This window comes from Roseivivax jejudonensis (genome assembly GCF_900172265.1).
In the GTDB taxonomy this organism is placed as follows: Bacteria; Pseudomonadota; Alphaproteobacteria; order Rhodobacterales; family Rhodobacteraceae; genus Roseivivax; species Roseivivax jejudonensis.
In genome coordinates, this window is sequence record NZ_FWFK01000007.1 from 72,790 (window position 1) to 93,855 (window position 21,066).

The 21,066-nt window shown below is 68.8% G+C and carries 21 protein-coding genes; 15 read left to right on the top strand and 6 right to left on the bottom strand.

The genetic code is table 11. The features are described 5' to 3' along the window. The first annotated feature begins 42 nt into the window (after positions 1 to 42). The 6 genes from pal to ROJ8625_RS17130 all read left to right on the top strand — a co-directional run bounded on the left by pal (position 43) and on the right by ROJ8625_RS17130 (position 6,325). Positions 43 to 585: a peptidoglycan-associated lipoprotein Pal gene (gene pal / locus ROJ8625_RS17105; RefSeq protein ID WP_085793142.1), complete on the top strand. Its 543-nt coding sequence runs from the start codon at positions 43 to 45 to the stop codon at positions 583 to 585. A gap of 10 nt (positions 586 to 595) precedes the next feature. Further along, the gene (ybgF, locus tag ROJ8625_RS17110; RefSeq protein ID WP_085793143.1) at positions 596 to 1,513 is read left to right on the top strand and encodes a tol-pal system protein YbgF; all 918 of its coding nucleotides are present in this window, start codon (positions 596 to 598) and stop codon (positions 1,511 to 1,513) included. Further along, entirely contained in the window at positions 1,510 to 2,862 is a 1,353-nt protein-coding gene (gene tilS, locus ROJ8625_RS17115) for a tRNA lysidine(34) synthetase TilS (protein ID WP_143535163.1), read from the top strand. Before ybgF ends, tilS begins: the two co-directional genes overlap by 4 nt. Before the next feature lie 78 nt (positions 2,863 to 2,940). Then, the gene (gene ftsH, locus ROJ8625_RS17120; RefSeq protein WP_085793144.1) at positions 2,941 to 4,866 is read left to right on the top strand and encodes an ATP-dependent zinc metalloprotease FtsH; all 1,926 of its coding nucleotides are present in this window, start codon (positions 2,941 to 2,943) and stop codon (positions 4,864 to 4,866) included. Next, the gene (locus tag ROJ8625_RS17125; RefSeq protein WP_085793145.1) at positions 4,863 to 5,642 is read left to right on the top strand and encodes a methyltransferase domain-containing protein; all 780 of its coding nucleotides are present in this window, start codon (positions 4,863 to 4,865) and stop codon (positions 5,640 to 5,642) included. The genes ftsH and ROJ8625_RS17125 overlap by 4 nt, the downstream gene beginning before the upstream one ends. A gap of 74 nt (positions 5,643 to 5,716) precedes the next feature. After that, positions 5,717 to 6,325 (top strand): MOSC domain-containing protein, encoded by a 609-nt coding sequence (locus ROJ8625_RS17130; protein ID WP_085793146.1) that lies wholly within the window; start codon positions 5,717 to 5,719, stop codon positions 6,323 to 6,325. 6 nt (positions 6,326 to 6,331) lie between these two features. Here the strand turns inward: ROJ8625_RS17130 and ROJ8625_RS17135 are convergent, their stop codons facing one another. From ROJ8625_RS17135 to ROJ8625_RS17150, 4 genes are all read right to left on the bottom strand, one after another. Next, positions 6,332 to 6,700, bottom strand: coding sequence for a PaaI family thioesterase (locus ROJ8625_RS17135; protein WP_085793330.1), 369 nt, complete (start codon positions 6,698 to 6,700; stop codon positions 6,332 to 6,334). Positions 6,701 to 6,744: 44 nt separating this feature from the next. Further along, a complete protein-coding gene (gene pdeM, locus ROJ8625_RS17140; RefSeq protein WP_085793147.1) occupies positions 6,745 to 7,428 on the bottom strand; it encodes a ligase-associated DNA damage response endonuclease PdeM in 684 nt (227 codons plus the stop codon). A 164-nt stretch (positions 7,429 to 7,592) separates the two neighbouring features. Next, the gene (locus ROJ8625_RS17145) at positions 7,593 to 8,021 is read right to left on the bottom strand and encodes a PACE efflux transporter (RefSeq protein ID WP_085793148.1); all 429 of its coding nucleotides are present in this window, start codon (positions 8,019 to 8,021) and stop codon (positions 7,593 to 7,595) included. A 145-nt stretch (positions 8,022 to 8,166) separates the two neighbouring features. After that, a complete protein-coding gene (locus ROJ8625_RS17150) occupies positions 8,167 to 10,611 on the bottom strand; it encodes a ligase-associated DNA damage response DEXH box helicase (protein ID WP_085793149.1) in 2,445 nt (814 codons plus the stop codon). 76 nt (positions 10,612 to 10,687) lie between these two features. Here ROJ8625_RS17150 and ROJ8625_RS17155 point away from each other — a divergent pair, with 76 nt between their 5' ends. From ROJ8625_RS17155 to pnp, 5 genes are all read left to right on the top strand, one after another. Continuing rightward, the gene (locus ROJ8625_RS17155) at positions 10,688 to 11,212 is read left to right on the top strand and encodes a DUF1643 domain-containing protein (RefSeq protein ID WP_085793150.1); all 525 of its coding nucleotides are present in this window, start codon (positions 10,688 to 10,690) and stop codon (positions 11,210 to 11,212) included. 111 nt (positions 11,213 to 11,323) lie between these two features. After that, entirely contained in the window at positions 11,324 to 12,334 is a 1,011-nt protein-coding gene (locus ROJ8625_RS17160; RefSeq protein WP_085793151.1) for a calcium-binding protein, read from the top strand. A gap of 145 nt (positions 12,335 to 12,479) precedes the next feature. Further along, complete coding sequence (gene rpsO, locus ROJ8625_RS17165) at positions 12,480 to 12,749, top strand: 30S ribosomal protein S15 (RefSeq protein ID WP_085793152.1); 270 nt, start codon at positions 12,480 to 12,482, stop codon at positions 12,747 to 12,749. 160 nt (positions 12,750 to 12,909) lie between these two features. Further along, positions 12,910 to 13,647: a hypothetical protein gene (locus ROJ8625_RS17170; RefSeq protein ID WP_085793153.1), complete on the top strand. Its 738-nt coding sequence runs from the start codon at positions 12,910 to 12,912 to the stop codon at positions 13,645 to 13,647. A gap of 247 nt (positions 13,648 to 13,894) precedes the next feature. Next, entirely contained in the window at positions 13,895 to 16,039 is a 2,145-nt protein-coding gene (pnp, locus tag ROJ8625_RS17175; RefSeq protein WP_085793154.1) for a polyribonucleotide nucleotidyltransferase, read from the top strand. 326 nt (positions 16,040 to 16,365) lie between these two features. Here pnp and ROJ8625_RS17180 read toward each other — a convergent pair whose 3' ends face one another. Further along, the gene (locus ROJ8625_RS17180; RefSeq protein WP_370738480.1) at positions 16,366 to 17,016 is read right to left on the bottom strand and encodes a winged helix-turn-helix domain-containing protein; all 651 of its coding nucleotides are present in this window, start codon (positions 17,014 to 17,016) and stop codon (positions 16,366 to 16,368) included. Between the two features lie 25 nt (positions 17,017 to 17,041). Then, positions 17,042 to 17,323, bottom strand: a complete 282-nt coding sequence (locus tag ROJ8625_RS17185) for a hypothetical protein (RefSeq protein ID WP_085793156.1) — start codon at positions 17,321 to 17,323, stop codon at positions 17,042 to 17,044. Between the two features lie 189 nt (positions 17,324 to 17,512). Here ROJ8625_RS17185 and ROJ8625_RS17190 point away from each other — a divergent pair, with 189 nt between their 5' ends. The 4 genes from ROJ8625_RS17190 to ROJ8625_RS17205 all read left to right on the top strand — a co-directional run bounded on the left by ROJ8625_RS17190 (position 17,513) and on the right by ROJ8625_RS17205 (position 21,054). Beyond that, a complete protein-coding gene (locus tag ROJ8625_RS17190; RefSeq protein ID WP_085793157.1) occupies positions 17,513 to 18,019 on the top strand; it encodes a hypothetical protein in 507 nt (168 codons plus the stop codon). A 52-nt stretch (positions 18,020 to 18,071) separates the two neighbouring features. Next, the gene (gene rnhB / locus ROJ8625_RS17195) at positions 18,072 to 18,695 is read left to right on the top strand and encodes a ribonuclease HII (RefSeq protein WP_085793158.1); all 624 of its coding nucleotides are present in this window, start codon (positions 18,072 to 18,074) and stop codon (positions 18,693 to 18,695) included. A 95-nt stretch (positions 18,696 to 18,790) separates the two neighbouring features. Beyond that, the gene (locus tag ROJ8625_RS17200; RefSeq protein ID WP_085793159.1) at positions 18,791 to 19,900 is read left to right on the top strand and encodes a site-specific DNA-methyltransferase; all 1,110 of its coding nucleotides are present in this window, start codon (positions 18,791 to 18,793) and stop codon (positions 19,898 to 19,900) included. Positions 19,901 to 20,172: 272 nt separating this feature from the next. Then, positions 20,173 to 21,054, top strand: a complete 882-nt coding sequence (locus ROJ8625_RS17205) for a DMT family transporter (RefSeq protein ID WP_085793160.1) — start codon at positions 20,173 to 20,175, stop codon at positions 21,052 to 21,054. Positions 21,055 to 21,066: the final 12 nt, after the last annotated feature.

Consider the following 21,066-nt stretch of genomic DNA (forward strand, 5'->3'; position numbering starts at 1 on the left):
CGCCGTGATAATCTGCGGCAAAACCCGAGCAGGACAGTGACAATGACCCATTTCTCGAAGGCCCTCGTGCTGGGCGCCGTGCTTCTTGCCGCGGCCTGCACCAATCCCGATCGTTTCGGCCCCGGCGGGGCCGACGGCATGGCCGGTGGTGCGGGCGCCGGTGCCGGCGCGGGCGCCGCTGGCGGTGTGATCCCCGGCAGCGCCAACGATCCCGCCTCGCCCGCCTATTTCAACCAGACCGTCGGAGATCGCGTGCTGTTCGCGGTCGACCAGTCGACGCTGTCGCCGCAGGCGCAGACGACGCTGGACGGGCAGGCGCAGTGGCTGCAGCAGAACGCCGACTACCTCGCCGTGATCGAGGGCCACGCGGACGAGCAGGGCACCCGGGAATACAACATCGCGCTCGGCGCGCGCCGGGCGAACGCGGTGCAAGAGTACCTGATCTCGCGCGGGGTGGCGCCCAATCGCCTGCGCACCGTCAGCTACGGCAAGGAACGTCCGATCGAGATCTGCTCGGAAGAGAGCTGCTACGCCAAGAACCGCCGCGCGGTCACGGTGATCTCGTTCGGCTCGGCCGGCGTCTGAGGCCAGACCCATGTTGACCCGGCTCGCCGCGCTCTGTCTTTCCGCCTGCCTGATCGCCGGTCCCGTCGCCGCGCAGGATGACCAGACCCTCGCCGACATCCGGCAGGAGGTGTCCGCACTCGCGTTCGAGCTGCAGAAGCTCAAGCGCGAGCTGTCGACAACCGGAGGCGCGCAGGTGAACGTGGCGGGTTCGACGCTCGATCGCGTGAACCAGATCGAGAGCGCGCTGCAGCGGCTGACATCGCGCACAGAGGAGCTGCAGAACCGGATTGACCGGGTCGTGTCCGACGGGTCGAACCGGATCGGCGACCTGAAGTTCCGGCTCTGCGAGCTGGAAGAGGGCTGTGACATCGGATCGCTCGACACCGAGGATCCGCTCGGTGGCGCCGCTCCGGAAACGGGCGGCGGCCCTAGCCTCGGCGGGCTCGACACCCAGTCCGGGCCGGTCACGCCGTCCGATATCGAGACCGGGCCGGTCGCAGGCTCGGAGGGGGCGTCCGAGGGCGAAGCGCCGCTGCCGCTGAGCGATCCGAACCTGCAGCTCGCCGCGGCCGAAGAACAGGATTACCGCCGTGCCCGCAGCGCGCTCGAGGCCGGGGAATTCCAGTCCGCGGCAGACCAGTTCGCGTCCTTCCGGACGACTTATCCCGGCGGCCCGCTCGACGCCGCCGCCCTTCTCGGCCGGGGGCGCGCGCTGCAGGGGCTGGGCGACACGCGCGAGGCCGCGCGCGCCTATCTCGACGTGTATTCCGGCTATCCCGACAGCCCCGTCGCGCCCGATGCGCTCTGGCGGCTGGGCGCCGCGCTCGGTGAGCTCGGTTCGGTTCGGGAGGCCTGCGTGACGCTGGCCGAAGTGCCGAACCGCTACCCGGGTACCGATGCGGTTGCGCGGGCACAGGAGGCGCGGTCCGGGCTGTCCTGCCAGTGACCGGCCGCGGCGACGCGTCGCTCGACGACGCCTTCGCCACCGAAATGGGCCATCACCTCGGCCCGGACTTTCCCGAAGACATCGCGCTTGCCGTGTCGGGCGGTGGCGACAGCATGGCCATGCTGGCGCTCGCCCACACCTGGGCCCGCGTCTGGGGCGTGCGTTTGTGGGTTGTCACCGTCGATCACGGGCTCCGTCCCGAAAGCGCGGGCGAAGCAGAGATGGTCGCGTCGGAATGCCGACTTCTGGGCCATCCCCATGCGACCCTGCGCTGGCGCTGGGACGAGCGGGGCAACGTGATGGACGCCGCGCGACGCGCGCGGCTGTCGATGATCGACCGGTGGCGCGGCGGGATCCGGCACGTCCTGATGGCGCATACCGCCGAAGATGTGGCCGAGACCTTCCTGATGCGCCTGCAGCGCGGCGCGGGGATCGACGGTCTGTCCGCGATGGCGGCGTCGCGCCGGGTCATTCCGAATCCAGAGGCGCCGTTGCCTCTGGACCCGGCCGAGGTAAGCGGAGAGACCCCGCCGGGGATCTGGGCGCCCGGCTTCGCTGTCGTGCGTCCGCTTCTGCGGCAACGGCGCGACACGCTGCGCCACTACATCCGGACGTTGAAGGTGCCGTGGGTCGAGGATCCGACCAACGCCGATCCCGCCTACGACCGCGCGCGGATGCGGCGCGTGGTCGCGACGCTCGCGGACGAGGGCATCGGCGTGCCGCAACTGGCCGGCGCGGCAACACGCCTCGCGCGGGCGCGCACCGCGCTCGATCACGGCGTTGCCGAGTTGGCCGAAATCGCCATGCGTTCCGCTCATCCGGGCACGCTGTGCTTCGCGCGCGCACCGGTCGAGGCCGCACCTCGTGAGAGCCAGGCGCGCCTCCTCGCCGCTGCCCTGCGCTGGGTGTCCGGCGCCGACTACAAACCGCGGGGGGTGCCGCTCGAGGATCTGCTCGATCGCGTGCTGGCGGGCGGTCGCGGTACCCTGCATGGCTGCGAAGTCGCCTGCCTGCCCGAAGAAATCGCGATCTGGCGCGATGCGGGCGCGGTGCGTGACCTGTCGACGCCGGCAGGCGACACGCTGTGGGACGGCCGGTGGCGCGTCGTCGTGGCGGAGGACCGCGATCTTTCGGGGCTCGAGGTCAGGGCCTTGGGAGAGGCGGGATGGGCCGCGCTCCCGGCCGAAAGGCGCGCGGCGCCCGCGGTGCCGCCGCTTCGCATCGCCCGCGTTCTTCCTGCGCTGTGGTCGGGCGCCCGACTCGCGGGCTTCTCGCCGGCCGGTTTCGGCGTCCCGCACCGGATCTGCGACACCTGCGACGCGTTCACCGCCCGGTTGCTTTCGGATTGAACGCAGCCCCGCGATCCTTATGTTATGGTGCAATCCGGTCGCGACAGCGGCCGTCTCCCCTTTGGAAGGAGGTCCCTTTTGGGCAACGCGCGCAATATCGCTTTCTGGGTCGTGCTTTTCCTGCTCGTCCTTGCGCTCTTCAACCTCTTCTCGGGCGGCGGCAACACGCTGCAGAGCCGCGAAGTGAGCTACACCGAATTCGTCCAGCGGGTCGAGAACGACGCCGTTCAGTCGGCCACGATCGACGGTGAACGCGTGCGTTTCCGATCCTCCGACGGTCAGGACTACGTGACGGTGAAGCCCGAGGATGCCGAGGTCACCCAGCTTCTGGTCGACAACGGCGTGACCGTCCGGGCCGAGCAACAGGAGCAGTCCGGCTTCCAGTCCTTCCTGATATCGCTGCTGCCGTTCCTGCTGCTGATCGGCGTCTGGATCTACTTCATGAACCGGATGCAGGGCGGCGGTCGTGGCGGAGCCATGGGCTTCGGCAAGTCAAAGGCCAAGATGCTGACCGAGAAGCACGGGAGAGTAACGTTCGACGACGTGGCCGGCATCGACGAGGCCAAGGAGGAGCTCGAGGAGATCGTCGAGTTCCTGCGCAACCCGCAGAAATTCTCGCGCCTCGGCGGCAAGATCCCGAAAGGCGCGCTTCTGGTCGGTCCTCCGGGCACGGGTAAGACGCTGCTCGCGCGCGCCATCGCGGGCGAGGCCGGCGTTCCGTTCTTCACGATCTCCGGCTCCGACTTTGTCGAGATGTTCGTGGGCGTCGGCGCCAGCCGCGTGCGCGACATGTTCGAGCAGGCCAAGAAGAACGCGCCGTGCATCGTGTTCATCGACGAGATCGACGCCGTGGGCCGCAACCGCGGCTCGGGCTACGGCGGCGGCAACGACGAGCGCGAGCAGACGCTCAACCAGCTCCTGGTCGAGATGGACGGCTTCGAGTCGAACGAAGGCGTCATCATCGTCGCGGCCACCAACCGGCGCGACGTGCTCGACCCCGCGCTGTTGCGCCCGGGCCGGTTCGACCGCCAGATCACGGTTCCGAACCCCGACATCAAGGGCCGCGAGAAGATCCTCGGCGTGCACGCGCGGAAGACTCCGCTCGGTCCGGACGTGGATCTGCGCATCATCGCCCGCGGCACGCCCGGCTTTTCCGGTGCGGATCTCGCCAACCTCGTGAACGAGGCGGCGCTCATGGCCGCGCGTGTCGGCCGCCGCTTCGTCACGATGGTCGATTTCGAGAACGCCAAGGACAAGGTGATGATGGGGTCGGAGCGCCGGTCGATGGTGCTGACCCCCGAGCAGAAGGAAAAGACCGCCTATCACGAGGCGGGCCATGCCGTCGTCGGCCTGACGCTTCCGCAGTGCGATCCGGTCTACAAGGCGACGATCATTCCGCGCGGTGGCGCGCTCGGCATGGTCGTGTCGCTTCCGGAGATCGACCGCCTGAACTGGCACAAGGCCGAGTGCGAGGAAAAGCTCGCCATGACGATGGCCGGCAAGGCTGCCGAGATCATCCACTATGGCGAGGAGAACGTGTCGAACGGCCCGGCCGGCGACATCCAGCAGGCCTCGGCGCTGGCGCGCGCCATGGTCCTGCGTTGGGGCATGTCCGAAAAGATCGGCAACATCGACTATGCCGAGGCGCATGAGGGCTACCAGGGCAACACCGCCGGCCTGTCCGTCTCCGCGCATACGAAGGAGCTGATCGAGGACGAGGTCCGCCGCTTCATTTCCGAGGCCTACGAACGGGCATACAAGATCCTCATGGATCGCCGCGAGGAGTGGGAACGGCTGGCCGAGGGGCTTCTGGAATACGAGACGCTGACCGGCGACGAGATCAAGCGCGTGATGAACGGCGAGCCGCCGCAATCGGGCGATGACGACAAGGGCGCGGGCGAGATCAAGGACGACCGGCCGAGCGTCACCGCCATCCCCAAGACCAAGCCCAAGTCGAAGCCCGCGGGCGGCGACGGCGGGATGGAGCCCGAACCGACCGCATGAACGACACGACCGAGCCGGATTGGGACCCCGGGGCCTACTACAGGTTCCGGGGTCTTCGCCTGAGACCGGCGCTCGACCTCCTGCGCAGCATCGGACCGCTGCCCGACGGCGATGTGATCGATCTCGGGTGCGGGGCAGGGGCCGTCGGCCCCGCGCTCAAGCAGTTGCGGCGCCCTCTGATCGGGGTCGAGCAGAGCCCGCAGATGCTCTCGCAGGCGCGGCTGACCGGGGTCTACGACACCCTTATCGAGAGTGATCTGGTGGAGTGGGCGCCGGACCGTCCACCGGCGCTGATCTTCGCGAACGCGACACTGCACTGGGTCGGCGGCCATGACACGCTGGTCCCGCGGCTGGCGGAGATGCTGGCACCCGGCGGCGTTCTGGCCGTGCAACTGCCCAACCAGAACAACGCGCCGTCGCATCGCTTCTGGACCCAGATCGCAGACGAGCTTTTCCCCGGGCGCAGCGATCCGGCAAAGCGTCCGCGCATCCTCCTGCCTGCCGAATATTTCCGGATGCTCGCGCCGCTCGGGCGCGTGTCGCTCTGGGAAACCGAGTATTACCAGGAACTCGCGCCCGACGGCGAGGGCCATCCCGTCCGCCGCTTCACCGAGGCCACTTTTGCGCGGCCGATCCTCGGTGCGCTGAACGAACAGGAGCGCACGCAGTTGATCGCGGCCTACGAGGCGTCGATCGGCAAGGCGTATCCGACCGATGCCCGCGGCACCGTCCTCTTTCCGTTCCGCCGGCTGTTTTTCACGCTGCACGCCCCCTGAAGTCACGCGCGCCTCACGCGGGATCGTTTGGCTGAACGGGCAACCCTGAAGCCCCCGACGTTGCGGAGACGTGAATGCCCGCTCTCAGACCGACCGATTACCACGCCCGCGTGTTGTGGCTCGGCTCCGTACCTGTGTCTGGCGACGGTGTGCGCTCGTCTCCCCTGACCCGTGTGGAACTGGGCTGGGCCGGGATGCGCGACGAGCGCCACAGCGGCCTGACGCGCCCCTCCTGCGGTCGCGTGACCGACCAGCATCCGCGTGGGACCGAGATCCGCAACGTGCGCCAGTTGTCCATCGTGTCGCAGGAAGAGTTGTCGGACATCGCGCAGGCGATGGGGCTGCGCGCGCTGGCGCCGTCGTGGCTCGGTGCGTCGATGGTGCTGGAGGGTCTGCCCGACCTGACCAACCTGCCGCCCTCCTCGCGGCTGCAGGGGCCCGACGGCGTCACGCTCGTGGTCGATATGGCAAACCGGCCCTGCAACCTGCCGGGCCGCGAGATCGAACAGGAGCTGCCGGGTTCCGGGGCACGGTTCAAGGCCGCCGCCGAAGGGCGCCGCGGCGTGACGGCGTGGGTCGAGCGACCCGGTCTCATCACGCTCGGGGCGATGCTGCGCCTTCACGTGCCGGATCAGCCTGCCTGGGCGGGGTTCGAGGTGCGCCCTCTCGTCTCTCCGGCCTGAGCCCGCTCAGGGATCGACGGGCACCATCGTTCCGGTCAGAAGCGCGACCGCGACTTCGCGGTCGCCCTGCTGGGCAAAGACTTCGGCCAACGTGACGATCAGGCGGCGGCCCGGCTTGACCACCCGCCCGCGCGCGACCAGCCCATCACCGCGTGCCGGCGCCAGCAGGTTGGTCTTGACCTCCGACGTGACGACCTCGCGATCCTCCGGCAGGAGCGACAGGGCGGCATAGCCCATCGCGCTGTCGCCAAGCGAAAAGGCAAGCCCCGCATGGCCGAAGCCGTGCTGCTGCATCGCGAGATCGAGGATCGGCGCGGTAATTTCGCACGCGCCATCGGCGCAGGACATCATCCGTGCCCCGAGCGTCGCCATCATCGCCTGACGGTCGAAACTGGCCTGAAGCCGAGGCGCGATGCCGCTCACGCCCGCCGTGCCTCTGCGCGGGGCATCGGGAGCCGCGCCGGCCGTTCACCGCAGAGGATGACCTCGGCGCCGGGGCCCATCAGCCTCGAAAGCGTCGCCGAATGTGTCCAGAGACCGCCGGTGTATGCGCCGTAGGCCGGTAGCATCAGACGTTCGCTGTCCATGAGAAAGCACGCCCGGCTGAGTGCGCGCCCGCGCAAGAGGATTCGCGCCTTGGGGTGGTAATGGCCCGACACCTCTCCGGCGTCGGACGCGGGCACGGTGATATGGCGGAAGGCCAGCGGCGCCTGCGCCCATGTCTCCAAATGCGTCCCGCCCGCACCAACGTGGCCCGGGTCGTGGTTGCCCTCGATCCAGATCCAGTCGCGGCCCGTCTGCAGTGCGGCGATCCGCGCGCGCTCCTCGGACGGCAGCGCGGCCCCGATCGCGACACTGTCGAAGCTGTCGCCGAGGCAGATCACCCGCTCCGGTTCGGTGGCCGCGATGTCCCGGGCGAGCCGCGCGAGCGTTTCCCGCGTGTCGTAGGGCGGCAGCGCGGCGCCGCCCGTCGCCGCGCCGCGCGCGCACTTGCCGAGATGCAGGTCGGACACCACGAGCGTGCGCGCCGCGGGCCAGTGCAGCGCCCCGGATCCCAACGCCTCGAGCGTCGCACCGCAGAAGTCGAAGACCAGTCGGTTCATGCTTTGTTTCATGGCAAAGCGGAGCGGCGCCGACAAGGGCAAAGCGAAGCGGCGCCCGGGAAGACGGCAAAGCGGAGCGGCGACCATAGTATCGCAAGACGAAGCTGCGGCCCGCACATGCCGTCCCATCCGCTCGACCCGTCAGCCCGGACCGGGCGGCGCGATCACGTGTCGGTCTGCCACTCCGGCAGCGGAAACAGCCAATCGTAGGCCCAATTGAACGCGAACGCGTAGGCCATGTAGACCACCGACAGGCTCAGGTTCATCGCCAGCGCCCGCCCCGTGCCGATATCCAGCCACATCATGAAGAACGGCACCAGCATCAGGATCAGCCCGATCTCGAACAGCGTGGCATGGACGACGCGCAGGAGCGGCGTCTTGTAGGTCGACCGGCCGGCCCGCACGAGAGCGCGGTCGAACCCCTCGTTGAAGAGGTAGTTCCACGCCATCGCCACGAGCGCGCTCACCGCGGTCACCACGAAGCTGTCCTCCAGCGACACGTCGAACACCCAAGCCGTCAGCGGCGTCACGAGCGAGATCGCGATCGCCTCGAACAGCACGGCATGTCGGATCCGGTCGAGCGGCCGCCGCATCGTTTCTCTCCAGGTTCAATCCCTCGATCGGGGCGGTCCCGATCCTCGTGGCCTCATGTGTCAGCCCGGCGAGCGGGGTCAAGCGGCTCTCTGGCAACGCCGTGATCGCGGGCACGGTCGGACATCGCGTATGCCTTTCAGGATCTCACCACGGCACCCGCCAGACCGGGCGGGCCGGGGCGTCGACCGTGGCGAGGCCGGAGGCGTCGAGGAGCCGCGTCACCTCCTCTTCCAGCAGACGCTCGTCGGCCGTGCCCCGGATCGGCACGCGTCCGGGTTCGAGGAACAGCGGGGCGGCGAGCGGCGTCACGCGTGTGAGCCGCAGAAGGTCGATCCGGTCGCCCACGCGGGCGGCCATCTCGCGGATCCGGTCGAAATCGACCAGGCCGCGCATCGCTTCTTCGCGGGTGATCTGCATCAGCAGATGTTCGGGGTCGTATTTCAGCAGCGTGTCGTAAAGTACGTCGGACGACATCGTCGCCTGCTTGCCGGTCTTGCGCTGGCCGCCGACCTGCCGTTCGAGCAAACCGGCGATGAACGCCGAGGCGCGAAACGTCCGCTTCATCACCGCGTTGCCGGCCAGCCAGCCGTCGAGCCCGGCCTCGAGCCGCGCGATGTCGAACAGCGGCCGCGGGTCGGTGACGGCGTCCAGGCCCCAGATCAGCGTGGCGTAGTCCGTCGCGACGAACCCCATCGGCGCGAGGCCCTCTTCCTCCATCCTCTTTGTCAGAAGCAGGCCCAGGGTCTGCTGCGCGTTGCGCCCGGCAAACCCGTAGACGACGAGCTGTTCGCGCCCGTCGTGCGGAAAGCTCTCGATCAGGAGCCGCCCGGGCTGTGGCAGGCGCGACACCTCGCGTTGCAGCCGCAACCAGTCGGCGGTGTGATCTGGCAGCTCCGGCCAGTCCTCCTGCTGGCACATCTTGACGATGCGATGGGACAGCTGCGTCGACGTGGCGAATTTCGTGCCCATGAACGTCGCGATCTTGGGCTTCTGCGCGGCGTCGCGGCTGACCTCCACGATCATCTCGCGCAGGCCCTCGTAACGCACGATCTGGCCGCCGATCAGGAACGTGTCGCCCTTGGTCAGGGTCGCGGCGAAGCCCTCCTCGACCTCGCCGAGCGGCGCGCCGCCCCGCCCGCGCCAGCGCACCTTGAGCGTGTCGGTGTCCTGGATCGTGCCGATGTTCTGGCGGATGCGCTGCGCGCTGCGCGGATCGCGCAGCTGCCAGAGCCCGTCGGGGCGCTGCACGATGCGGCGCCACTGATCGTAGGCGCGCAGCGCGTAGCCGCCGGTGGCGCAGAAATCGAGACAGGCATCGAATTGCGCGCGGGTGAGCCCCGCGTAGGCGCCGGCCGAGTTCATCTCGGCAAAGAGCATGTCGGCGTCGAACGGCCCCGAGCAGGCGGCGATCAGGATATGCTGGCACAGGACGTCGCGCGGGCCCGGGCCGCGCGGGTCGCCGTCCAAGTCCCGTTCCTTGACCGCCTGCAGCGCGGCGACGCATTCGACCACTTCGAACCGGTTCGCCGGCACGAGCAGCGCCTTGGACGGCGCGTTGTAGCGGTGATTGGCGCGCCCGATCCTCTGCACCAGCCGTTTCACGTTCTTCGGCGCGCCGACCTGGATCACGAGATCGACGTCGCCCCAGTCGATGCCGAGGTCGAGCGATCCGGTGCAGACGATGGCGCGCAGCTCTCCTGCGACCATCGCCGCCTCCACCCTCTCGCGCTGGCCGCGGTCGAGGCTGCCGTGGTGGATACCGATCGGCAGCCCCTCGTCATTGGCGAGCCAGAGGTTGTGGAAGAAGATTTCGGCCTGGGCCCGGGTATTGTGAAAGATCAGCGTCGTGCGATGCTTGCGCACTTCCTCGAGCACCGCCGGGATCGCGTATTTCGCGCCGCCGCCGGACCAGGGCGGCGGCGTGTCCGTCACAAGCATCTCGATGTCTGGATCGGGGCCGGGATCGGCCTCGAGGATCTCGCAGGGGTCGGGATGTCGCGCCAGGAGGCGCGCGATGGCGTCGGGGTCATCCACCGTTGCCGACAACCCGACCCGGCGCAGGTCCGGGCAGAGCGCCTGAAGCCGGGCGAGCGCGAGCATGAGCTGATCGCCGCGTTTCGATTCCGCAAGCGCGTGAATCTCGTCGATCACCACGCGCTTGAGCCCCGCGAACATGCGCGGCGCGTCCTCGTAGGAGGTCAGCAGCGCCAGGCTCTCGGGCGTGGTCAGCAGAATATGCGGCGGGTCGGCGCGCTGACGCTTCTTGGCGTGGGCCGAGGTGTCGCCGGTGCGATCCTCTACCCGGATCGGCAGCCCGGCCTCGTCGATCGGAGTGCGCAGATTGCGCTTTATGTCGGCCGCCAACGCCTTCAGCGGCGACACGTAGAGGGTGTGCATCCCCGGCTCGGGGGCCTCGGCGAGATCCGCCAGCGTCGGCAGGAAACCGGCGAGGGTCTTGCCCCCGCCCGTCGGCGCGATCAGCAGCAGAGCGGGTGCGCGCGCCCGGTCCAGCATCGCGCGCTGGTGCGGGTGCATCTGCCAGCCGCGGGCGTCGAACCAGGATTGCAGGGATGCGGGAAGCGCGGTCATGCGTCCTGATCTATGTGGCGCGCCGCGAAGACAAGGCGGCTTGCGGCCGCGCGCGGGCCGCGGCAGAGACGGCGCCATGTTGACGCGACGGTTCGAACGCGACGGCACGGTGTCGGCCGCGCATTACTCGCCCTGCGACGCCTACCGCTACGGGCTCGAGCGGATCTGGAATCCGGACCGAGCGCCCATCCTCTTCGTGATGTTGAATCCCTCGACCGCAACAGAGCGCGCCAACGACCCGACGATCGAACGGTGCGAGCGTCGTGCGCGGGCGATGGACGCCGGCGGGGTGCGTATCGCCAACCTCTTCGCATGGCGCGCGACCCGGCCCGCGGATCTGCGTCGGGCGGAAGCGCCGGAAGGGCCGGGCAACGCTGCGCTCTTGTCCGAGTGGAGCGAAAACGCGGCGATGACGATTGCCGCGTGGGGCGTGCACGGGGCGCTGCGCGGCGCCGGCCCGGCCGCGGCGCGCCGCCTCGGGGCGCTCTGGCATCTCGGCCTGACGCGCGACGGCCATCCCCGGCATCCGCTCTACGTGCCCTATGCGGTGGCACCGTCCGAGTGGCCGCCGACGGATCGCTACGCCGTGCCGGAGCGGTAGGGCCGCGTTAACCTTCGGACCCGAAAGCGATTGATCGCCGCGCGGCGGTCGCCGACATCCAGACAGTACCGGCACGGATCGCGTGCCGCGCCGCCGCGACGGAGGTTCGGGATGATCTGGCTGACCGGGATTGCCGGGGCGATGCTGCTCGGGACAGTGGCGCTCGCCGGGATGCTCCCCCTCGACCAGGTCGCGGCGGAGGACGAGGCCCCCGACGAGGTCGATACCGCCGACGCGGACCTGCCGGGCGGCCTCGACGCGGAACCGGATCCCGAGCCGGCACGGCATCCGCAGCCGCCCGGCCCGGTGTCTTGGCCCGTCACCGAGGAGGGCGGCGTGGTCGCCGATGGCGGCGCCGCGGCCGATTCGATCACCGGCACCGTTCTCACCGATCATCTGAACGGCGGGGCGGGGGACGATACCCTTCGGGGCGCCGCCGGTGACGATGCGCTCAGCGGAGGGGACGGTGCGGACCTGCTGATCGGGGCCGCCGGGGCCGACACGCTTCACGGTGCGGCGGGCGATGACAGGTTCGTGGCCGGTGCGGGGGCTGACGCGATATTCGGACATGACGGAGACGACACCTTGCGCGGCGGCGCAGGCGCCGACGTGCTGCACGGCGGGCTCGGCGACGACTCGATCTCGGGCGGCGCCGGGGCGGACGCGCTCCACGGGCGGGAGGGCGCGGACATGCTCGACGGCGGCGATGGCGCCGACACCCTGTTCGGTGGGCCCGGTGACGACGTGCTCGCGGGCCGAGAGGCCGGCGTGCCGCACGGCGACTACATCAACGGCAACGATGGGGCGGACACGCTGCGCCCCGGGGCGGGCGACACGGTGACCGGTGGGCCCGGCGAAGATCTCGTTGCGCTGGACCTGCGGGGCACGCCGGTCGGCGGGGGCGACGCCCCGGCGCACCTGGCAGAGTTCGACCCCGCCGAGGACAAGCTGGTTGTGTTGTTCGACCCCGCCGGTGCAGCGCCGGACGTTACCTGGCAGGTCGATCCGGCGAACCCGGCGCTGTCGCGGCTCGTGGCCGACGGCACGGTCCTCGCCACCGTGCCGGGTGCCGATGCGCCGCCGCTCGATGCGATCGCTCTGCTGCCGCATGGCGAGAGCTGAGCAGCGCACGGAGTTTCGGCTTTTCACGCCAGCCGATTCGCCCTATACGCGCGCATCCCGGCCGCCGTGGCCGGTGCCTCCACGGGCCCTGCTGGACGACATCCCGGCTTGCGCCATGACCGAAACACCAGAACAGGAGATCCCGATGTCGATCACGCTCGAAGAAAAACAGAAGATCATGAAGGATTTCGCGACCAAGGAGGGCGACACCGGCTCTCCGGAAGTTCAGGTCGCGATCCTGACCACGCGGATCACCGCGCTGACCGAACACTTCAAGACGCACAAGAAGGACAACCACTCCCGCCGTGGCCTTCTGAAGCTCGTCGCGCAGCGCCGCAAGCTGCTCGACTACCTGCGGTCGCGCGATGAAGGACGGTATCGCACGCTCATCGGCAAGCTCGGCATCCGTCGCTGAGCCACCGGCTCGAGACCGGACATTCCGCATCATGCAAGGGACCGCCACGGCGGTCCTTTCGCGTTTCGGGGCCCGCGCGTCGTATGACGCTCGGGAACATCACCCCCGCGCTTTGGTTGAGTCCCTGCCGGCGGACGAAAGCAATAGCGGAGTTTCTGCCATGACCATCACCCGTATCCTCGCCCTCGCAGCCGGAACCGCCCTGGTCCCGGCCGGTGCGGCTCTCGCTCAGTCGGACGACGGCGCGCCGCGCAACGCGATGGACGTGACCTGCGCCGAGTTCCTGGTCCTCGACACACCCGAACAGGGCGAAATCCTGATGCCGATCATGCCGTCGATGCAGGGCGCGTCCGGACAGTCGGAGTCGGGTAATGACAGTGCAGCGACGGATCCGGAGATCGGCACGTCGGACACCAGTGCATCGGATCTCGGCGCGTCCGACAGGACCGAAGGGGATGGCGCGGAGATGACCGAAGATCCCGAGATCGGAAGCTCCGACACGACGGCATCCGACCTCGGCGCGACCGACGATGCGACGAATGGCGCGTCGGACACCTCCGAAACGAGCGGCTCGACCGCGTCGGACATGTCGGGCACCGCCGAAACCGGCGCCTCGACCTCGGCTGACACGTCGGGCGCCGCTGAGACCGGAGGTTCGGCAACGGCCAGTGCGTCGGGCGCAATGGACGGCGGCGACACCGGTAACCGGGAGGCCTCTGGCGAGCCGATGGTCGCACTCGTGACCGGTGTGTTCGAGGTCTGCGCGATGGACTCCGAGGCGTCCGTTCAGGACGCGATGGACCAGTCGTCGGAAGCCGCGCGCGGCGGTCCCATCGCCACGATGACCGACGATCCGGCGATGAACGATACCGAGGACGGGACCGCCACCGACAACTGAAGTCATGGCGTATATGAGGCGACAGGGCGGCCCGTGGGCCGCCCTTTTTCGTGCGCTCGACGGCCCCTTGGCTGCGACGCGAATCACAGTTTCATTCGTTCCGCATTTCGTATAGGCCCCATGCATCTGAGACGCGGCGCCCGGGCCCCGGCGCTGGGAGATGATGATGGGGCCGGCGGCAATGGGGCCGCCATTCAAACGGGAGACCCGGCATCCGGCCGGGAGTGCTCCCAGACAGGATACGCGGATGTTCAACGTTACGAAGAAATCAATGCAGTGGGGCGAGGAAACGCTCACACTGGAAACGGGCAAGGTCGCCCGTCAGGCCGACGGCTCGGTCATCGCCACCCTGGGCGAGACGAGCGTCATGGCCAACGTGACCTTTGCCAAGACGCAAAAAGAGGGTCAGGACTTCTTTCCCCTGACCGTTCATTACCAGGAAAAATACTATGCGGCCGGCAAGGTGCCCGGCGGCTTCTTCAAGCGCGAGGCGCGTCCGACCGAGAAGGAGACGCTGACCGCGCGCCTGATCGACCGTCCGATCCGCCCGCTCTTCGTGCCCGGCTTCAAGAACGAAGTCCTCGTCATGTGCACCGTGCTGAGCCACGACCTCGTCAACGATCCCGACATCGTGGCGATGATCGCCGCCTCGGCGGCGCTGACGATTTCGGGCGCGCCGTTCATGGGGCCGATCGCCGGCTGCCGCGTCGGCTACGAGGGTGGCGAATACGTCCTCAACCCCGATGTCGAGGACATGCAGGACCTGCGCAACAACCCTGACCAGAAGCTCGACCTCGTGGTCGCCGGCACCAAGAACGCCGTGATGATGGTCGAGTCCGAGGCCTACGAGCTGTCCGAAGAGGAGATGCTGGGCGCGGTCACTTTCGCGCACGAGCAGATCCAACCGGTGATCGACCTGATCGTGTCGCTGGCGGAGGACGCCGCGAAGGATCCGTTCGACTTCCAGCCGCCGGACTACTCCGGGCTCTACGACCGAGTGAAATCGCTCGGCGAGGACAAGATGCGCGATGCGTATGCGATCCTCGACAAGCTCGAGCGCCAGGAGGCCGTGGCGAACGCCAAGGCCGCCATCAAGGAGCAGCTGAGCGAGGACGAACTCGAAGATCCCAATCTCGGCTCGGCGCTGAAGAAGCTCGAATCCACCGTGCTGCGCGCGGACGTGGTCAAGAACAAGCGGCGCATCGACGGCCGCGCGCTCGACCAGGTGCGCGGGATCGAGGCGCAGACCGGCTTCCTGCCGCGGACGCACGGCTCGGCGCTGTTCACGCGCGGCGAGACGCAGGCGATGGTCGTCACGACGCTGGGCACCGGCGACGACGAACAGATCATCGACGCGCTGCACGGCAACTTCCGCTCGAACTTCCTGCTGCACTACAACTTCCCGCCCTACTCGGTCGGTGAAGCAGGTCGCGTCGGACCTCCGGGACGGCGCGAGATCGGCCACGGCAAACTGGCGTGGCGTGCCCTGCAGGCGGTCCTGCCTGCGGCGACAGACTTCCCCTACACGATCCGCGTCGTGTCCGAGATCACCGAGTCCAACGGCTCGTCCTCGATGGCGTCGGTCTGCGGCGGGTCGCTGTCGATGATGGATGCAGGCGTTCCGCTGACGGCGCCCGTGGCCGGCGTCGCGATGGGCCTCGTGCTCGAGGACGACGGCGAATGGGCCGTGTTGACCGACATCCTCGGCGACGAGGATCACCTCGGCGACATGGACTTCAAGGTGGCCGGCACCGAGAAGGGCATCACCTCGCTGCAGATGGACATCAAGGTCGCGGGGATCACCCCCGAGATCATGAGCCAGGCGCTTGCGCAGGCCAAGGACGGCCGGATGCACATCCTGGACGAGATGAACAAGGCGCTGTCGGAAGTGGGCGCATTCTCCGTTCACGCGCCGCGCATCGAGACGATGACCGTGCCGCAGGACAAGATCCGCGAAGTGATCGGCTCGGGCGGCAAGGTGATCCGCGAGATCGTGGAAACCTCCGGCGCCAAGGTCGACATCAACGACGACGGCGTGATCAAGATCGCCAGCCCGAACGGCGAAGCCATCCAGAAGGCCTACGACATGATCTACTCGATCGTGGCCGAGCCCGAGGAAGGCAAGATCTACAAGGGCAAGGTCGTGAAGATCGTCGACTTCGGCGCCTTCGTGAACTTCTTCGGCAAGCGCGACGGCCTCGTGCACGTGTCGCAGATCATGCCGAAGCGGCTCAACCATCCCTCGGACGTCCTCAAGGAAGGCCAGGAAGTCTGGGTCAAGCTTCTGGGCTTCGACGATCGCGGCAAGGTGCGCCTGTCGATGAAGGTCGTCGACCAGGAGACCGGCCAAGAGGTTTCGGAAGAGAAGAGCGAGGAGCCGGCGGACGAGTGATCGCCGCCTCGGCTTCCAAAAAGGAACGGGCCCCGGCATCGCTGCCGGGGCCCTTTTTCGTGGATCCGCGAGGTGCCGGTGCCAGACCGGCCGACGGTGGATCAGGACTTCTTTTCGAGCTTGCCGACGAAGTCGCTGATGATGAAGTAGCCCGCTGCGATGCAGCCGAGGACGATGACGCTGCTGATGATGCCGACGAACATGGAGGAGGTGCCTGTACTGGTGTTGAACGCTGGCAGGCATATAAGGATCGCCGGTTTCGATCGGTATCCAGCCGGCGGCTATTTCCGACACGAAAGCGACGTGCTCACGATTCCGTGTCGCGTTCAGACGACCTCGATCACGCCCTTGTCGACGGCCAGAACGTACCCCCGCCGCGCGATCGTCTTGACGAGAAGTTCGGAGACCAGCTGATTGCCCAGACCGTCGCGCAGGCGCTTCACCCGCGTGGCGCCCGAGGCCTCGTCACAATCGGCTTCCAGGCGGCCCGAGATCATCGCCTCGATCTGCGCGCCGGTCAGCATCTCGTCGTCGAGCCGCGCCTCGGCCAGCACCGCCAGCGTCTCCATCATCGCCTCGGTCAGTTTGAAGCCCATCGTGTTCAGGTAGACGGTATTCTCCTCGCGGCTGATGATCAGCGACGACACCTCGATGCCCGAGCGTTCGATCTCGGCCATGCGGCGGTTGAGCGTCACCAGCATCACGAGAAAGACCAGCGCCGCGATCATCAGCGCGGTGGCAAAGACAAGAAGCACGAAGATCGTCGTGCGGTAGGAGGCCAGCGTCTCGGAAAACGCCGTGCCGGACTGCGCGAGGATTTCGAGGAGCTTGATTTCCGCCTGCGCGGTCAGGTCGTCGTTTTCGACGAAGAGCCGTTCGACCCGGTCGTTGAACGCCCCGGCGTCCGGCAGGGTCAGCAAGAGCCACGCGCCAGCGCCGAGCAGCAGCACGACGATGGCGGCGATGCCCGCCGTCACCAGGCGCGTGCCGGAGCGGCGCGCCTCAGTAGCGGAGGAAGTTCGCGCCGGCACTGTCGCGTCTCTCCCCGAGTCCGTCCTCGTCGAACACCGATACCACGTTCAACAGCGTCCATCCCGCCCGGGCCAGCCGTGGCTCCAGCTCGCGCGCGGCCGCGCCCCGGCGGCACGGCCCCGCGATCTCGGCAACGCCGTAGTGCAGGCGCAGCGGGTCTTCCCGCTTGGCCTTGTAATCCGCGTAGCAGGCCGCCTGCGCGGTTGCGGTTACGGGCGCGAGAAGCGCGAGGAGTACGAGGCATCTCAACATGCGACGACACTGCGGAGCCGCACCGGGAAAGGCAATAACCGCAGTCGGTTCGGCGCGCGGTTATGCGATGACACCGGCGCGACATGGCGTGGCGTCTCTCTCGCCGGTCAACCTGTCCGTGGCGCTGGCGGACCGCTCACCCCGGTCCGCTGCGCCCGATCCGGCTGTCCGACCACAAGGAGACGACCCATGCCCATCCGCACCACCCTGATCGCCGCCGCCATCGCCACGGCGTTCGTCCCTGCGAGCGTGGCACCCGCCCGTGCCGCGGACCGCGACGATATTGCCCGCATCCTTGGCGGTGCGGCCGCGCTCGCCATCATCGGGAGCGCGGTCAACGCCGCGCGCGACACCGACCACGACCGCGACAAGCGGCGCGTCGTGATCCGCGACAGGGACCGCGACGACCACCGGTTCCGCGACCGGGACCGCAGGCACCACGTGCGGCCGGGCCATCGCGGCCGGATCCTGCGGCACGAGTCGCGGCGGACGCTGCCGGCCCGCTGCTTGCGCCGCGTCGAGACCCGGCACGGACGCGACGCGCGCCTTCTCGGAACGCGCTGCCTGCTGCGCAACGGGGTTGCCGCATACAGGTTGCCAGATGCGTGCCGGCAGCTGGTGCGGCTGCGCGGCGGCGTGCACCAGGCCTACGACGCGCGGTGTCTGCGCAAGCGCGGCTACCGGTTTCGTGGCTGAGGGCGCAGCGCGGCTCTGGCGCGGGGGCGGGTCCTCGCGCTAGAGCAGGCAGATGGACGAACACCACGAACGCGCGCTGGTCGCGGCCGGCCTCGGACCGGTCGCCGGGGTCGACGAAGTGGGCCGCGGCCCGCTGGCCGGCCCCGTCGTCGCCGCCGCGGTGATCTGGGATCCCGCGGCGCTGCCAGACGGCCTGCGCGACAGCAAGACGTTGTCCGCGCTGCGCCGCGAGGCGCTGGCCGAGATCCTCCTCGCCCGCTGCGAGACCGGCGTCGGCATGGCGAGCGTGGAAGAGATCGACCGGATCAACATCCTGCGCGCCAGCCACCTCGCGATGGTTCGGGCGCTGGCGGCGCTGCCGCGCCGCCCGGGTCATGCGCTGATCGACGGACGGCACGTGCCACTGCCGTGCCCGGTGCCGGCGACGCCTCTGATACGGGGCGACGCGCGGGCGGTGTCGGTCGCCGCGGCGTCGGTTCTGGCCAAGGTGGTGCGCGACGCGCTCATGCGGGACTTGGCGCAACACTTTCCCGGCTACGGCTGGGAGACCAACATGGGCTACCCGTCCAAAAGACACAGAACGGCGCTCCGAGATCTCGGCGTGACCCCACACCATAGGCGGAGCTTCCGGCCCGTGCGCAATATCTTGTATCAAGATGATTTGCCAAGTGGCTGATTCAAAATTGGAATTGACCGCGAATCGCCTTTGACTCATCCTCCTCGGCAACCACAGCGCGCCCGTCAGAGAGGCGCCGGGGAACGAGGCAGAGAATGACGAAGATGGACCGGATGAAGGGCGCCGCGGCGCTCCCTCTCAACACGATTCTGGCTGGCGACTGCGTCGCCGAGATGGCCGCGCTGCCCGCCGGGTCGGTCGATCTGATCTTTGCCGATCCCCCTTACAACCTGCAGCTCAAGGGCGATCTGCGCCGTCCGGACAACAGTCGGGTCGATGCCGTCGACGACGCGTGGGACCGGTTCGAGGGGTTCTCGAGCTACGACTCGTTCACCCGCGCGTGGCTGCGCGAGGCGCGGCGTCTGCTGAAGCCCGACGGAGCGATCTGGGTGATCGGGTCCTACCACAACATCTTTCGCGTCGGCGCCGCGCTGCAGGACGAAGGCTACTGGATCCTCAACGACGTGGTCTGGCGCAAGTCCAACCCGATGCCGAACTTCCGCGGCAAGCGGCTGACCAACGCGCACGAGACGCTGATCTGGGCGTCGCGGTCCGAGGGCGCGCGCTACACCTTCAACTACGAGGCGCTGAAGGCGCTCAACGAGGGCATCCAGATGCGGTCGGACTGGGTTCTGCCGATCTGCACCGGCGGCGAGCGGTTGAAGGACGCGGCCGGGGAAAAGGCGCACCCGACGCAGAAGCCGATCAGCCTGCTGCACCGCGTGCTGGTGGGCTGCACGAAGCCGGGCGACGTGGTGCTCGATCCGTTCTTCGGCACCGGTACGACCGGCGCCGTCGCCAAGATGCTGGGCCGCGACTGGATCGGCATCGAGCGCGAGGAGAGCTACCGCACGGTCGCCGAGACGCGCATCGCCCAGGTGCGGAAGTTCGACAAGGCGGCGCTCGAGGTCACCCGGCCGAAGCGTGCCGAGCCCCGCGTGCCCTTCGGCCAGCTGGTCGAGCGCGGCATGCTGCGCCCGGGCGAGACGCTGGTCTCCGCGACCGGCAAGAGCGCGCGGGTGCGCGCGGACGGCACGCTCGTCGGGCTCGACGTGACCGGATCGATCCACCAGGTCGGCGCCGCGCTCGAGGGCGCGCCGTCCTGCAACGGCTGGACCTACTGGCACTTCGTGCGGGACGGCGTGACCGTACCGATCGACGTGCTGCGCCAGCAGATCCGCGCGGAGATGCAGGGCAGCGGCTGAGGCGCGCGCCTTTCCACGATTTTTTCGGTTACCGCCAGCGCCCGCGCCTCGCCGCGGAGCGCCACTGACCCCGCCTGCGTATCAGGCGGGGTCCTTTTCGTTCGGCAGCCGCGCCGCACGCGGACCGCAGGAGCGAGGGGCGCTGCCCCTCGCGCTCCCCGGAGTATTTCGGCCAAGAAGAAGGGGCGCCGGCGCGCCGTGGGTGGCGGAGCGCTTGACGCTCCGGCGCGGGTCCGGTCAGGTCGGCCGGCACGCCGACCGGGAGAGACCGCATGGATATCCGCGCCGTTCTGATGGGCCTCGTCTTCGCGGCGATGTGGTCCTCGGCCTTCACCTCGGCGCGGATCATCGTGACCGCGGCGCCGCCGCTGTCGGCGCTGGCCCTGCGCTTTCTGATTTCGGGGCTGATCGCGGTGGCGATCGCGCGGGCGCTGGGCCAGAGCTGGCATCTGACGCGGGCGCAATGGAAGGCGACGGTGATCTTCGGGATCTGCCAGAACACGCTCTATCTCGGGCTGAACTTCGTCGCGATGCAGAGCGTGGAGGCGTCGCTGGCGGCCATCATCGCGTCGACGATGCCGCTGATGGTGGCCTTCGCGAGCTGGACGCTGTTCGGTGAGAAGCTGCCCGCGCTCGGTATCGCCGGACTGGTGGCCGGCGTCGCCGGCGTGGCGGTGATCATGGGCGCGCGGATGTCGGGCGGGATCGATCCCTTGGGTGTGGTGCTCTGCATCGTGGGCGCGGCGTCGCTGACCACTGCGACGCTGGCGCTCCGGCAGGCGAGTTCGGGCGGCAATCTGCTGATGGTGGTGGGGCTGCAGATGCTCGTCGGGTCGGCGGCGCTGGTCGTGCCGGCGCTCTTCGAGACCCATGCGGTCAGCCCGTCCTGGCCGCTGTTCTGGGCGTTCCTCTACACCACGCTGGTGCCCGGCCTCGCCGCGACTCTGGTGTGGTTCTGGCTCGTCGGGCGCATCGGCGCGACCCGGGCGGCGACGTTTCATTTCCTGAACCCGTTCTTCGGCGTGGCGATCGCGGCGGTATTGCTCGGCGAGCGGTTCGGGCCGCTCGACGCGCTGGGCGTCGCGGTGATCGCCGCGGGGATCCTCGCGGTGCAGCTGTCGCGGCAACGCCAGCGGGCGCCGCGCGCGGCCTGATGCAGGATCGCG

Coding starts and splice junctions, on each gene's coding strand:
- ROJ8625_RS17145 (WP_085793148.1), bottom strand. CDS start 8,021: ATGCGGCGGCCGCTCGACCGGATCCGACATGCCGTGCTGTTCGAGGCG.
- pdeM (WP_085793147.1), bottom strand. CDS start 7,428: ATGAACCGACTGGTCTTCGACTTCTGCGGTGCGACGCTCGAGGCGTTG.
- ROJ8625_RS17125 (WP_085793145.1), top strand. CDS start 4,863: ATGAACGACACGACCGAGCCGGATTGGGACCCCGGGGCCTACTACAGG.
- pnp (WP_085793154.1), top strand. CDS start 13,895: ATGTTCAACGTTACGAAGAAATCAATGCAGTGGGGCGAGGAAACGCTC.
- rnhB (WP_085793158.1), top strand. CDS start 18,072: ATGGACGAACACCACGAACGCGCGCTGGTCGCGGCCGGCCTCGGACCG.
- ROJ8625_RS17190 (WP_085793157.1), top strand. CDS start 17,513: ATGCCCATCCGCACCACCCTGATCGCCGCCGCCATCGCCACGGCGTTC.
- pal (WP_085793142.1), top strand. CDS start 43: ATGACCCATTTCTCGAAGGCCCTCGTGCTGGGCGCCGTGCTTCTTGCC.
- ROJ8625_RS17200 (WP_085793159.1), top strand. CDS start 18,791: ATGACGAAGATGGACCGGATGAAGGGCGCCGCGGCGCTCCCTCTCAAC.
- ybgF (WP_085793143.1), top strand. CDS start 596: ATGTTGACCCGGCTCGCCGCGCTCTGTCTTTCCGCCTGCCTGATCGCC.
- ROJ8625_RS17160 (WP_085793151.1), top strand. CDS start 11,324: ATGATCTGGCTGACCGGGATTGCCGGGGCGATGCTGCTCGGGACAGTG.
- ROJ8625_RS17170 (WP_085793153.1), top strand. CDS start 12,910: ATGACCATCACCCGTATCCTCGCCCTCGCAGCCGGAACCGCCCTGGTC.
- ROJ8625_RS17130 (WP_085793146.1), top strand. CDS start 5,717: ATGCCCGCTCTCAGACCGACCGATTACCACGCCCGCGTGTTGTGGCTC.
- ROJ8625_RS17135 (WP_085793330.1), bottom strand. CDS start 6,700: ATGATGGCGACGCTCGGGGCACGGATGATGTCCTGCGCCGATGGCGCG.
- rpsO (WP_085793152.1), top strand. CDS start 12,480: ATGTCGATCACGCTCGAAGAAAAACAGAAGATCATGAAGGATTTCGCG.
- ROJ8625_RS17155 (WP_085793150.1), top strand. CDS start 10,688: ATGTTGACGCGACGGTTCGAACGCGACGGCACGGTGTCGGCCGCGCAT.
- ROJ8625_RS17205 (WP_085793160.1), top strand. CDS start 20,173: ATGGATATCCGCGCCGTTCTGATGGGCCTCGTCTTCGCGGCGATGTGG.
- ROJ8625_RS17150 (WP_085793149.1), bottom strand. CDS start 10,611: ATGACCGCGCTTCCCGCATCCCTGCAATCCTGGTTCGACGCCCGCGGC.
- ROJ8625_RS17185 (WP_085793156.1), bottom strand. CDS start 17,323: ATGTTGAGATGCCTCGTACTCCTCGCGCTTCTCGCGCCCGTAACCGCA.